The organism is Roseateles saccharophilus, assembly GCF_004342485.1.
Lineage (GTDB): Bacteria > Pseudomonadota > Gammaproteobacteria > Burkholderiales > Burkholderiaceae_C > Pelomonas > Pelomonas saccharophila.
In genome coordinates this window covers 1-12,907 of sequence record NZ_SMBU01000004.1, presented here as the reverse complement: position 1 = coordinate 12,907, position 12,907 = coordinate 1, and the positions used below count along the sequence as shown (strand labels likewise).

Genomic DNA, 12,907 nt, shown 5'->3' with positions numbered 1-12,907 from the left:
GTCATCTTCATGCACAACTGGCAACTCGATCCGGCCGACGCTGCGCTGAGCAGCGCCGGCCGGACCCTCTTGAGGCTCGCACCGGGCTGGCGGCTGCTCGACGATGCGAGCGGCGTGGGCTGCTTCCTGGCGCCTCCCGACGCGGAGCCCGCGGCCTATGTCGAGCACCCTCTCGGCCGCTTCGAAGCGCTGGAGCGTTTCACGAGCCTGCAGCGCTTCTCGCCCTTCTGGACCCGGCCAGCCGTCGGCATGGCCGAGTCCGCCGTGCAGCCCGAAACCGTCTGGCTGCTGGCCCGTGATGCGCGCGGCGGCGGCACGCTGCTCGTGCCCCTGCTCGACGAGCGCACACGCTTCTCGCTGCGCGCCGGGCCGGCCGGCCTCGCCGTCGCCGCCGAGACCGGCGACCCCGACCTGGCATGCACCGGCGGCGCGGCCCTCTTTGTTGCCCATGGCAGTGATCCCCATGCCCTCGTGCATGCCGCTGCCGGCGCCGTCGCGGCCCGGCTCGGCGGTCGGCTGCGCGCCCAGCGCGAATTGCCCGACTTCGTCGATCTGTTCGGCTGGTGCACCTGGGATGCCTTCTACAAGGAGGTCTCGCCCGATCGCGTGCTGGCCGGCCTGCGCAGCCTGACGGACGCCGGCGTGCCGCCGCGCTGGCTCATCCTCGACGATGGCTGGCAGCAGTGGCGGCAGGCCGCCAGCGGCGAGGAGCGCCTCGTCGCGTTCGCGCCCAACGCACGCTTCGGCCGCGATCTCGATGCCCTGGTGCGCAGCGCCAAGCAGGACTTCGGCGTGCAGCGCGTCATCGTCTGGCATGCGCTGCTCGGCTATTGGGGCGGCCTGGACGCCGAGGCCTTCCCGGCCTGGGGCGTGCGCCGCGTCGCGCGCTCCTTCGGCCCGGGCCTGCTCGCCCAGGAGCCGCGCTGGAACGTCTGGCCCTGGGGCGCCCAGCTCGGCGTCCCCTCCACCGAGGGCTTCGCCGCCTTCTACGATGAACTGCATCGCAGCCTCGCCAGCCAGGGCGTGGACGGCGTCAAGGTCGACGCCCAGGGCCTGCTCGAGGGCGTCTCGGCCGGCCAGGGCGGGCGTGTCGCCCTCGGCGCCGCCAGCCGTCGCGCACTCGAAGCCTCGGCGCTGCGCCACTTCGGCGGCCGCCTCATCAACTGCATGGCCTGCACGCCCGAGTGCCTCTACCAGAGCCGTGACAGCGTGCTGCTGCGCACCTCGGACGACTTCTTCCCCAACCGCCCCGAAAGCCACGGCCTGCACCTCTTCGCCAACGCGATGGCCGGGATGTGGTTCGGCGAGTTCATGCTGCCGGACTGGGACATGTTTCAGTCCGGCCATCCGCGCGGTGCCTTCCATGCGGCGGCTCGGGCGATCTCCGGCGGGCCGGTCTATGTCTCCGACGGCATCGGCCGCCACGACGCCGCGCTGCTGCGCAAGCTCGTGCTCAGCGACGGCCGCGTGCTGCGCGCCGACGGCCCCGGCCTCCCCTGCCCCGACAGCCTGTTCGCCGACCCGACCCGCGAGGCGACGCTGCTGAAGATCTTCAACCGCAACGGCGACGCCGCCGTCGTCGGCCTCTTCAATGCCGGCGAGACCGCCACGCTGGCCGGCCATGCCGGGCCCGGCGACGTGCCAGGCCTTGGCGCCGACTGCATCGCCTTCGCGCACCGGCTCGGCCGCGCCTGGCGCTGCCGCACCGACACGGCCCCGCGCTTCGAGCTCGCGCCGGGCGAGTGGGAGCTCGTGTCCTTCGCGCCCATAGAACGCGGCGTCGCCGTCATCGGCCTGGCCGACAAGTTCAACAGCACGGCGGCCGTCGCCAGCCGCTGCTGGCGCGATAGCGGGCTCGACCTGACCCTGCGCGACGGCGGCCGCTTCCTCGCCTGGTGCGAGCAGGCACCGCTGGCGCTGCACTGCGACGGCGCGCCCCACCCCTTCCGCCACCAGGACGGCCTGCTGGGCGCCGACCTGCCGACGGGCGGCCCCAGAATGCTGAGCCTGAGCTTCGGATGACCGACATGCACGACACCGCTTCCCCGCGCGCGCTGCGCCGCATCGTCATCGTCGGCGGTGGCTCGGCAGGCTGGATGGCCGCAGCCTCGCTGGCCACCGCCCTCGCCTCGCGCCGCTGCGCGATCATGCTGATCGAGTCGGACGAGATCGGCACGGTCGGCGTCGGCGAAGCCACCATCCCGCCCATCCGCACCTTCAACCAGAGCCTGGGCCTGGACGAGGCCGAGTTCATGCGCCGCACCCAGGGCAGCTTCAAGCTCGGCATCCAGTTCGTGAACTGGGGCCGCCAGGGCCAGCGCTATTTTCACCCCTTCGGCCCGCACGGCGTGGCCTTCGACTACGCGCCGCTGCACCAGCACTGGCTGAAGAGCCGCCACGAAGGCGGCGACACGTCGATCGACGAGCACTCCATGGCCTGGGCCGCCGCGCGGCTGAACCGCTTCGCGCCACCCGTGGGCGACCCGCGCGACGTGCGCTCCACCTACGACTACGCCTACCACTTCGACGCCGGCCTCTATGCCCGCTTCCTGCGCGAGATGGCCGAGCCCCGCGGCGTGCAGCGCGTCGAGGGCCGCATCGCCGCCGTGCAACTGCACCCCGACAGCGGCCATGTGGACCGCCTGACCTTGGCCGACGGCCGCGAGATCGAGGGTGATTTCTTCATCGACTGCTCGGGCTTTCGCGGCCTGCTCATCGAGGAGGCCCTGCACACCGGCTACGAGGACTGGAGCCACTGGCTGCCCTGCGACCGCGCGCTGGCCGTGCCCTGCGACCGCGGCCCCGACTTCACGCCCTACACCCGCTCCACGGCCCACGCGGCCGGCTGGCAATGGCGCATCCCGCTGCAGCACCGCACCGGCAACGGCCATGTCTACTGCAGCCGCTTCATCTCCGACGACGAGGCCGCCGCGACGCTGCTGGCCCATCTCGACGCGCCGGCCCAGTCGGTACCGCGACCGCTGCGCTTCACGGCCGGACGGCGGCGCCAGTTCTGGAACCGCAACGTCCTGGCCCTGGGCCTGGCCAGCGGCTTCATGGAGCCGCTGGAATCGACCAGCCTGCACCTCGTGCAGTCGGGCATCTCGCGGCTGCTGGCCCTCTTCCCCGACCGCGACTTCGATCCGCTGACCATCGCCGAATACAACCGCATCGGCATCCAGGAATGGGAGCGCATCCGCGACTTCCTGATCCTGCACTACAAGCTGACCGAACGCGACGACGGCGAACTGTGGCGCTACTGCGCGGCCATGCCCGTCCCGGACGCGTTGCAGTGGAAGATCGACCACTTCCGGCGCTATGGCCGGCTGGTGTCCGAGGGCAACGACCTGTTCGGCAACCAGAGCTGGCTGGCGGCGCACATCGGCCAGTTCAACTGGCCGCAGCGGCACGACCCACTGGTGGACCTGCGCGGCATCGATGGCAGCGCGATGCTGCGCCGGCAGCGCGAGGCGATGGCGCAGGTGGCGCAGGGCATGCCCACGCACGAGGACTTCGTCGCGCGGCATTGCGCGGCTTGAAATGAAAGAAGCCGGCGCGAGCCGGCTTCTTTGTTTTTTGCGCTCATGCCAACCGGCCTGCATGCTGGTTGGCCTTCGGTCCGCGTCATGCCATGCGGCCTGCATGCCGCATGGCCTTCGCAAGGCGTCGGACAGGCCTCAAGGGCCTGTCCTCGGTCCTTGCTCAGTCCTTCGCGTAGATGTCGACGTCCTTGGTCTCGCGCACGAAGATCATGCCGACGACGAAGCTCATCGCGGCGATGACGATGGGGTACCAGAGGCCGTGGTAGATGTTGCCGTTCTGCGCCACCATCGCGAAGGTGATGGAGGGCAGCAGGCCGCCGAACCAGCCGTTGCCGATGTGGTAGGGCAGGCTCATCGAGGTGTAGCGGATGCGGGTCGGGAACATCTCCACCAGCATCGCCGCGATCGGGCCGTAGACCATGGTCACGTAGATGACCAGCACGAACAGGATGGCGACGACCATCGGCACGTTGACCTTGGCCGGGTCGGCCTTGGCCGGATAGCCGGCGGCCTTCATCGCTTCACCCAGGTCCTTCTTGAAGGCGGCGATGGCCTTGGTGCTGGCCTCGTCGAACTTGTGCTCGGTCAGCTTGGTGGCCGTCGGCACCTGGATCTCCTTGTCGCCGATGCGCACGACGGTCGGGCCGCCGGGGGCGGCCTCGACGGTCTCGGAGCTGGCGGACGACACGGCCAGAGCGCGCTTGGCGATGTCGCAGGCGCTCGTGAAGTCCACCTCACGCGCCGTCGGGCTGCCCTGGAAGGAGCAGCTGGCGATGTTGGTCGTCAGCGTGACCTTGGAGGTTTCCTGCGCACGGGCGAGGTCGGGGTTGGCCGCTTGGGTCAGCGCCTTGAACAGCGGGAAGTAGGTCACGACCGCGAGCAGCAGGCCGGCCATGATGATGGGCTTGCGGCCGATCTTGTCGGACAGCGAACCGAACACGACGAAGAAGGGCGTGCCCAGCATCAGCGAGATCGCGATCCAGATGTTGGCGCTGGAGGCATCGACCTTGAGCACCGAGGTCAGGAAGAACAACGCGTAGAACTGGCCGGAGTACCAGACCACGCCCTGGCCGGCGACCAGGCCGAACAGGGCCAGCAGCACGATCTTCAGGTTCTTCCACTGGCCGAAGGACTCGGACAGCGGCGCCTTGGAGGTCTTGCCCTCGGCCTTCATCTTCTGGAAGGCGGGCGACTCGTTCATCGACAGCCGGATCCACACCGAGACGCCCAGCAGCATGATGGACACGATGAAGGGCACGCGCCAGCCCCACTCGCCGAACTCCTTCTCGCCCAGTGCCGAGCGGGTGCCGAGGATGACCATCAGCGACAGGAACAGGCCCAGCGTCGCGGTGGTCTGGATCCACGAGGTGTAGGCGCCGCGCTTGCCGTGTGGCGCGTGCTCGGCCACATAGGTGGCCGCGCCGCCGTACTCACCGCCCAGGGCCAGGCCCTGCAGCAGGCGCAGGCCGATCAGGATCACCGGGGCCGCGGCGCCGATGGTCGCGTAGCCGGGCAGCACGCCGACGATGAAGGTCGACAGGCCCATGATCAGGATGGTGACCAGGAAGGTGTACTTGCGGCCGATCATGTCGCCCAGGCGGCCGAACACCAGCGCGCCGAAGGGCCGCACGATGAAGCCGGCGGCGAAGGCCAGCAGCGACGCAATGAAGGCGGCCTGGGGGTCCAGCCCCGCGAAGAACTGCTTCGCGATGATCGGCGCCAGCGAGCCGTAGAGATAGAAGTCGTACCACTCGAACACCGTGCCCAGCGACGACGCGAAGATGACCTTCTTCTCGCCGGCGGTCATCGGCGCCGCGGCGGAAGCTGCTGCAGTTGCCATGATGAATAGTCTCCGTCTGATGTCGAGACGCCCGCGGGATGGGGCATCTCTTGCAGTGCGACTATTCACATGGCCTCTGACCCCGTTCTGACGTGAGTCTGAATCGACGCTGACAAACTCCGCAGGAACCCGGGGTCAGCATTTCTCAATGCGGGAATCGATGCGGTCAGCGGGTAAATCCTGAGACGGTTTGCGTCGGCGCGAAGCGCCCCGGCCCCCGCCTGGCACAGGCCCTCAGTGCTTCCTCGCGACGCCAGGCCGGGGCTGGGCGGCCGACTCCCAGATGCCGCTGCGAAACCACGGGTCGCCGTCCAGCGCCGCGCGCAGCATGGGCAAGGCGTCCTGGCCCCAGAACAGCCGGCCGTCGAGCTCGACGGTGGGCACGCCGAAGACGCCCAGGCCCAGGGCCGCCTCGGTCTCGCTGCGCAGGCGCTGCTTGACGGCCTCGCCGGCCGGATCCTGCGCGGGCGCGAGGCGCCGGCTCAGTTCGGCCAGGCGGGCCGGCTCGTTGGCATCGGCACCGGCGCCGCGCCAGACGTGGTGGAAGAGCTGCTCTGCGACCCAGCGCCCCGGCGTGTCGCCCGGCTGCCCCTGCGGCGCCGCACAGGCCCAGGCCAGGCGCAGCAGCGGCAGCGGGTTGAAGGGGTGCTGGGCCGGCGGGTCCAGCACGACGCCCTGCACATGCGCCAGCCAAGCCACCTGGCGGAAGGTCCAGCGCCGCTTGGCCTCGATCTCGGCCGGCCCCTTCTGCCCCAGTGCCTGCAGAAGGGCCGCGAACAGGATGGGCCGGTAGACGACCTCGACGCTGTGGCCGGCCAGCGCCTCGGGCAGGGCCTCGAAGGCCAGCGCCGCGTAGGGCGAGATGGGGTCGAAGTAGAAGGTCAGCTGCTTCATCGGTCCTGGTCCTCGCTGTGCGGCCACGGGCCCAGCCACAGGCCGTGGCGATGCATCTCGACGCGGCGCTCGGGCAACTGGTCGAGGATGTGGCGTTGCCGGTCTGCAGGCGCCCCGCCCCAGCCGGCGATCTCGTCGATGCTGCGCGCGCAGCCGCGGCACCAGCCGCTGGCCGCATCCATCTGGCAGACGTTGACGCAGGGCGAAACCACCGCGGGTTTCATGACTGCACGACGTCGATGACCGGCGCGCCGGTGATCTTCTCCAGCTCGGCCGGCGTCAGCTTGAACACGCCGTTCGGGTGGCCGGCCGCGGCCCAGATGATGTCGAAGCGGAACAGCTCGCGGTCGATGAAGAGCGCCGGCGGCGCGGCGCCGGCGCTGGGCGCAAAGCCGGCGGGCGACACGCCACCGATGGAGAAGCCGGTGCGGGCCTTCACGAAGTCGGCATCGGCGCGGCCCAGCGGGCCGGTGTGGGGCTTGAGCTTGGCCTCGTCGACGCGCCTGTCGCCCGAGGTGATGACGAGGACGGCCGAGTCATCCGCCTTGCGGCGGAAGACGACGGACTTGGCGATCTGCCCCAGCGTGACGCCAAGGGCATCGGCGGCCTCCTGGGCGGTGCGGGCGGCGACGTCCAGCCACAGCGGCGGGTGCGGGTGTTCAGAGGCCGCGAGTGCGGCGCTGACGCGTTGGAAGCCTTCGGGGCGGGAGTCGGGTTCAGCCATGGCCGCGATTGTGTCGCGGCGCGGGCTGCTGCGCTTCAGTCGCGGTCATGCCCCTCGTGCTTGTCATGGCCGCGGCCATGTCCCTTGCCATGGCCGTGGCCCTGGTCGTCATCGTCGTCGCGACGGCGCTCGTCACGCTCGCCGTAGCGCTGCTGGTACCAGTCCTCGCGGACGAAATAGACCGGCACGCCGCAGGCGTTGTACTCGGCGCAGTGCTTCTCCCAGTGCTTCTGGTGGCCGGGCGGCACGCGCAGGTAGACGGGCTCGACGCGCACGGGCCGGCGCTGCACCCAGACCGGCTCGGCCATCACGACGGGCGGCGGCGCGGCATTGCCGATGTCGATGCGGCCGTAGAAGCCGGGCTGGCCGACCTGGATGGATACGCCGACGTCGGCGGCCTGGGCCGCGCCAGCCAGCAGCACCGCGGCAGCGGCAAGCAGATGGATCTTTTTCATGGGTCTTTCTCCGGGGTCAAGCCTCAGGCAGGCTGAAGTCGAAATCATAGAAGTGCCGATGGCCCTCGACGCGGATGCTCATGCGGCCCGTCAGCCCGGCGAGGCCACCGGCGCCGGAATCGGGCACGACGCCGATCTCCAGCGAGGGCTGGCCGCGCGTCATCAGCCCATGGTGGACGAGGGCGAAGCTGCCCTCGCGCCCCTGCAGCGTGCCGGTCACCGACTCCAGCGCCACATAGGCCGCCGAGCCGGCGACGCTGCCATGCGTGGCCAGCATCTGGCCGGCGCCGCGCGCCTCCAGTGCGCCGTGGTAACGCTTGTCCAGCACCATGCGGCCTATGCCTGCGCTGCCGTCCTCGGCGGCCTGGGCCGCCATGCCGACGCTGAATTCACCACTGACCCTTGCCATCGCCATGCTCCCCGAGCCACCGCGGCCCGCCTGTGCCGATTCGACCACGGCACGAGGCAGCACAGCCAGCGGCGTGAACAAAGGGGTGGCGACACGCACGGGAATCACGTCCAGGCGCATGCCGAGCACCGTGCAGTCCTCGCCGCCCAGTGCCGCACCGCGCCAACCGCGCAGCCCCTCGCCGCGGTGCAGGCGGAACTCGAAGCCGAGCTCGGGCGCCGGCTCGCCGGGCCGCGGCCTGGCCCGGCAGGCCAGGCCGCGCACCTCGGGCGCAGGGCCGTCGAGCAGCAGCAGCATCGCGTCGAGCAGGCAGCCATTGCCGAGGAAGTCCAGGAAGTAGCGGTCGGCCTTCAGGCCCGGCTTGAAGCCGGCCACGGCCGGGGCTATGCAGGGCTCGTTCAACTTGTGCGGCGCCGGCGTCGTCACGCCGCTGCCGAGGTCGTGGCAGTCGCCCGCGGCGAGATGGGACAGCCGCACGCCGCGCAGGTTGAAGGCCGGCAGGCCGGCGTCGCTGACGGCCTCGGAGAGGTCCAGCAGCACGGCCCCGCTGCCGCCGACGACCTCCAGCCGCCCGCCCCGGACGACGACGGCCGCGTTCTCGTCGACCCCGAGGCCGAGGCGATAGCCCAGCGAGCGCATGGCCGGCAGCATGCGGCCGATGCGGCCCCGCCTGATGAAATGCTGGTCGATCAGCAGTTCCGGGCCCAGGAAGTCGAGGCCGCGGTCGTACTCCTGCCCGGCTCGCCACTGGCCCTTGAGGACGAGCAGGTTGTCCATCGCGTCGCGGAACATCATGCGGCTCATGACGGCCGCGCCGGCGCTGGTGCCCGCAATGACGCCACCGGCCGCGAAGACCGCCCGGATCGCGTCCAGCATGGCCGTGGCCCGCCCGCCAGGCATCAGCGTGTCGACGATGTACTCCTGCGCGCCGCCCGAGAAGAACACGGCCCGGCAGGCGGCCACGCGGGCGATCAGCGCCGGGTCGTGCAGCCGGGCCCGTAGGTCGACGCCTTCCAGATGAGGCGCGACCGGAATGACCTCGGCGCGGGCGCCGCAGCGCCCCAGCGCGGCGACGATCTGGGCCGCGATGCGTTCGGGCTCAAAGGCCGCCGTCGGGAAGACCGCGATGGGCGCACCGACGCCCCCCGCTTCGTCGACGATGCGCTGCCAGACGGCGTCGCTGTCGGCCTTGAGCGCGCCGCCGATGACGATGACGGTGCCGGCCGGGGCGTTGGTGGTCAAGATCGGCAGGAAGGCCCGGCCAGCCGGCCGGGCGCAGGGAAGTCAGAAGGGGCCGCCATCTTGGCAGCTCGGCGGGCGCCGCGACAGCGGGCCGGCCCGGGGAAACGCAAGCGTCGGTGAACAAGCACCGCAAACGGTGACGATCAGGGCGGCGCCGAAGCTCCCGTGCCGCCCGCGGAGGCCGCCGGCTCGGACGCCGACGCTGCGGGCTGCCTGGGCGCCGCCCAACTGCCATACAGGGGCATGGGCAGGCGCACCGGGCTGATGTCGAGGTAGAGGTTGGCCACGGTGAACTGCTCGCCGCCGAACTCCTCGGTGCTCCAGCCCAGGGAGTCCGAGGACTTGTAGAGCCGGAACAGGAAGCCCAGCTCGGCCAGCGGATCGTTGGCGCGCGGCAGCACGTCGAAGGCCAGGCCCTTGACCTCCTTGCGCGAGCTGTCGATCAGGCGGCTCATCGCGTTGGAGATCGTCGAGTCGCCCAGCATGTCGAGGTGGAAGACGTCGTCGGTGTAGTAGGGCTTGAAGCTGGGCGACTCGGCGTCGTGCAGCTCGCCGCGCAGCTTGGGCGCCGACGGCGTGGTGGCGCGGGCGCGCACGTGGTAGCGGTCGCCATGCTCCAGGTAGGACAGGCGCGCGCCCTGCACGTTGAAGGCACCCAGCGACGGGTCGGTCCTGGCCTCGGTCAGGTCGACGACCAGGGCGCCGCGGTCGCCGATGATCTCGATCTCGTCGCCGCGGATGATGGCCGCCGTGTTCTCGTCCACGCCCAGGCCGATCTTGTAACCCTTGGCCATCATCAGCGGAATCATGCGGCCGAAGCGGCCCCGCTTGAGGAAATGCTGGTCGATGAACAGGTTGGGCCCGACGAAACCCAGCCCGCGGTCGACCTGCTTGCCATCGTTGAAGCGGCCCTTCAGGATGTCGATGATGCTCGGCCCGTCGCGGACCATGACCGCGCTCATGATGGCCGCGCCGGCCGACGTTCCAGCCACGACGCCACCCTTGCGGTAGACGTCCCAGATGGCCTCCAGCATGGGCGTGCTCTGGCCGCCGGGCTGTAGCACGTCGACGATGCGCTCCTGCGCGCCACCGGTGAAGAACACGCCCTTGGCGGCCTTGACCTTGGCGGTCAGCGCCGGGTCGCGCACGACCTTGTTCAGGTCCACCCACAGGAACTTGGGCGCCACCGGCAGAGCCTCGGCAATGGCGCCGCGACGCTGCAGCAGGTCCACCGCCTGCTTGGCGCTGGCTTCGGGGTCTTCGCTGGCGGTGCCGAAGACGACGAAGCGCGCGCCCTTGCCGCCGGCGAGGTGCACGATGCGCTGCCAGACCTCGTCGTTGTCCGCCTTGAGCGCACCGCCGATGGGGACGGCATAGCCGCGGATCGCAGGCTCGGTGTCGACGCTTGCAGGCGCTGGCGCCACAGGAGGCGGCGCTGCCGGCGTCGGCTTGGCTGGCGCCGTCCCTCGCGCCGCCGAGGCTGGCGTTGCTGGCCGGAACAGCTTGAAGCCCTGCGGCGCACTCGAGGCCGGCGCCACCGTCGGCGGCGCTGCCTGCACGCCCATGGCCATGGCCAACGCCGCACATCCCGCCCAGATCCATGCCCTCATGCCCAACGTCCTTCTCAATCAGTCCGCGAATGATGACAGAGCCGGCATGCACCAAGCACGGCTTCCGCCGCTCAACCGACGATCTCGCGCACCCAGTCCGGCAGCACGATGGCCTTGTCGGTCTGCGCGTCGAACCACAGCGTCGTCGCACCACCCTCGGCGCAGATGAGGCCGGGCTCGTCGGCCCGCTCCAGCGTGATCCAGGTCTCGAAGCTGGTGCGGCCGGGGTCGCTGACGTAGTGCTTCGCGATCACCTCGCCCGGGCATTTGAGCTGCCGGTAGAAATTGCAGAAGGCGTTGACGATGACCGGCCCCTGGCCGCCCGGGTTGGGCGGCGCGCCTATGCTCGTCAGCCAGTCGACCCGCGCGATCTCCAGGTAGCGGAAATACAGCGTGTTGTTGATATGGCCCATCGCGTCCATGTCGCCCCAGCGCATGGGGATGCGGCACTCGTAGGTGAGCTTCTTGACCGCAGGGACCGCATACCTCATGGCGTGATGCCCAGCTCGGCGGCGATGCGGTTGACGAGGCTGCGCAACGCGGCGACTTCGGCGCGCAGCAGCGCCACCTCCTCGTCGCGCGGCATGGCCGCGACGGCGGCCTGCTCGACGGAGGCGACCGGCCCGCACAGCAGGTGCGCCCAGCGCGCCTCGCGGGCGCCGGGAGCCTTGGGCAGCCGGATCGCGAAGGGCGGCTCGCGCCCGGCCAGCTCCTCGAGGAAGCCCTCGACCGAGGACACATCGGCAAAGCGATGCAGGCGCTCGGTGTTCTGGCGCAGCTCGGCCGCCGTCTGCGGGCCTCGGAGCATCAGCTGGGTCAGCAGCGCCTGGGCGGCGCCCGGCACGCCGAGGCCCCGCGCGAAGTTGTGCTCGTAGCGCAGCACACGACTGCCGCTCACCGTGTTGACGAGGCTGAGCGACTTCAGCTCCTCCACGGTGGCCAGTACCTCGGCCTCGCCCACATCCATGACCGGGTCGCGCGCCGTCTTCTGGTTGCAGCCGGCGGTCAGCGCATTGGCCGACAGCGGGTAGCTGTCCGGCACGGTGGCTTCCTTCTCGACAAGAACGGCGAGGACGCGCGCCTCCAGCGGGGTCAGGTCTCGCTTAGACACCGAAGCCATCGTCCGCTTGAATCACCGCGCCGTTGATGAAATGGCTCTCGTTGGCGCACAGCATCAGCAGCGCCGTGTCCAGGTCCTGGGGCTGGCCGACGCGCTTCCTAGGCAGCAGATCGACGAGCTTCCTGCCCTGGTCGGTGTCCCAGTGGTGGTGGTTGATCTCGGTGTCGATATAGCCAGGGCAGATCGCGTTGACGTTGATGCCGTACTTGCCCCACTCCAGCGCCATCGCGCGGGTCATGTGGATGACGGCGGCCTTGCTCATCGCGTAGACACCGATCTGGCCCAGCACGCGCAGGCCGGCCATCGAGGCCACGTTGACGATGCGCCCGCCGATGAAGGTGCCCGGCGCCGCACCGCGCGCACGCGCCAGCATGCGCTTGCCCACCTCCTGCGCGACGAAGAAGGCGCCGCGCGTGTTGGTGTCCATCACATAGTCGTAGTCGTTCTCGGTGACGTCGGTCAGGCGCTGCGTGGTGCTGACGCCGGAGTTGTTGATCAGGATGTCCAGCGTGCCGACCTCGGTCTCGGCATGCGCCACGGCGGCGCGGATGCTGGCGAGGTCGGTCACGTCGAGCTGCACGACATGGGCGTCGCCGCCGCGGCCCTCAATCTCGGCCCGCAGATCCTTCAGCCTCTCGACGCGCCGGCCGGCCAGCACGACGCAGGCACCGGCCGCGCTGAGCGTGCGGGCAAACTGCGCCCCCAGGCCGCTGGAGGCACCGGTGATCAGGGCCACGCGGCCTTCGAGGTTGATGGAGTAACTCATGAGACTGCCTTTTGAGTGGGTTGCACCGATCCTACCGGTCCAGGAGTCTGCGCGGCCGAGCGAGGCACCCGAGCCGGGGCGAGTTGCGGGGCCAGGCCAGGCGCCGGCGAGGCGTGGGTCGGGACCCACAACGAGCCGGCAACACCGCATGGTCCCGCAACTCGCCCCTGCCAGGCCCAACGCGGGTGCCTCGCTCGGCCGCGCAGCCTCCTAGTCTTACTGTGTTAGTAAATTCAAGGCATTATGCGCACTTCTTCAAGCAAGAGGTGAGCCTTGATGAAGGAACTGCAGGAGTTCGAGCGCTA

General features: G+C 70.3%; 12 protein-coding genes. 2 read left to right on the top strand and 10 right to left on the bottom strand.

Features of this window, described 5'->3' with window-relative positions:
* Positions 1 to 9: 9 nt before the first annotated feature.
* The gene (locus tag EV671_RS04635) at positions 10 to 2,022 is read left to right on the top strand and encodes a Sip1-related alpha-galactosidase (RefSeq protein WP_132570127.1); all 2,013 of its coding nucleotides are present in this window, start codon (positions 10 to 12) and stop codon (positions 2,020 to 2,022) included.
* 5 nt (positions 2,023 to 2,027) lie between these two features.
* Positions 2,028 to 3,539: a tryptophan halogenase family protein gene (locus EV671_RS04630; protein WP_132570126.1), complete on the top strand. Its 1,512-nt coding sequence runs from the start codon at positions 2,028 to 2,030 to the stop codon at positions 3,537 to 3,539.
* Between the two features lie 163 nt (positions 3,540 to 3,702).
* Here EV671_RS04630 and EV671_RS04625 read toward each other — a convergent pair whose 3' ends face one another.
* The 10 genes from EV671_RS04625 to EV671_RS04580 form a co-directional block, all read right to left on the bottom strand.
* Positions 3,703 to 5,382 carry an MFS transporter gene (locus tag EV671_RS04625; RefSeq protein ID WP_132570125.1) on the bottom strand — a complete coding sequence of 560 codons (1,680 nt, stop codon included), beginning with the start codon at positions 5,380 to 5,382 and terminating at the stop codon, positions 3,703 to 3,705.
* 234 nt (positions 5,383 to 5,616) lie between these two features.
* Positions 5,617 to 6,276 (bottom strand): 2-hydroxychromene-2-carboxylate isomerase, encoded by a 660-nt coding sequence (locus EV671_RS04620; RefSeq protein WP_132570124.1) that lies wholly within the window; start codon positions 6,274 to 6,276, stop codon positions 5,617 to 5,619.
* Positions 6,273 to 6,500, bottom strand: coding sequence for a DUF1289 domain-containing protein (locus EV671_RS04615; protein WP_132570123.1), 228 nt, complete (start codon positions 6,498 to 6,500; stop codon positions 6,273 to 6,275). Before EV671_RS04615 ends, EV671_RS04620 begins: the two co-directional genes overlap by 4 nt.
* On the bottom strand, positions 6,497 to 7,000 hold the full coding sequence (locus tag EV671_RS04610) for a YbaK/EbsC family protein (protein ID WP_132570122.1): 504 nt from the start codon (positions 6,998 to 7,000) through the stop codon (positions 6,497 to 6,499). Before EV671_RS04610 ends, EV671_RS04615 begins: the two co-directional genes overlap by 4 nt.
* Before the next feature lie 35 nt (positions 7,001 to 7,035).
* Entirely contained in the window at positions 7,036 to 7,455 is a 420-nt protein-coding gene (locus EV671_RS04605; RefSeq protein ID WP_132570121.1) for a hypothetical protein, read from the bottom strand.
* Between the two features lie 16 nt (positions 7,456 to 7,471).
* On the bottom strand, positions 7,472 to 9,106 hold the full coding sequence (locus EV671_RS04600; protein ID WP_132570120.1) for a cyanophycinase: 1,635 nt from the start codon (positions 9,104 to 9,106) through the stop codon (positions 7,472 to 7,474).
* A 143-nt stretch (positions 9,107 to 9,249) separates the two neighbouring features.
* Positions 9,250 to 10,716: a cyanophycinase gene (locus EV671_RS04595; protein ID WP_132570119.1), complete on the bottom strand. Its 1,467-nt coding sequence runs from the start codon at positions 10,714 to 10,716 to the stop codon at positions 9,250 to 9,252.
* Positions 10,717 to 10,787: 71 nt separating this feature from the next.
* Complete coding sequence (locus EV671_RS04590; RefSeq protein ID WP_132570118.1) at positions 10,788 to 11,207, bottom strand: acyl-CoA thioesterase; 420 nt, start codon at positions 11,205 to 11,207, stop codon at positions 10,788 to 10,790.
* Positions 11,204 to 11,836, bottom strand: a complete 633-nt coding sequence (locus EV671_RS04585; protein WP_132570117.1) for a YceH family protein — start codon at positions 11,834 to 11,836, stop codon at positions 11,204 to 11,206. The genes EV671_RS04590 and EV671_RS04585 overlap by 4 nt, the downstream gene beginning before the upstream one ends.
* On the bottom strand, positions 11,820 to 12,602 hold the full coding sequence (locus EV671_RS04580; RefSeq protein WP_132570116.1) for an SDR family oxidoreductase: 783 nt from the start codon (positions 12,600 to 12,602) through the stop codon (positions 11,820 to 11,822). Before EV671_RS04580 ends, EV671_RS04585 begins: the two co-directional genes overlap by 17 nt.
* Positions 12,603 to 12,907 lie beyond the last annotated feature (305 nt).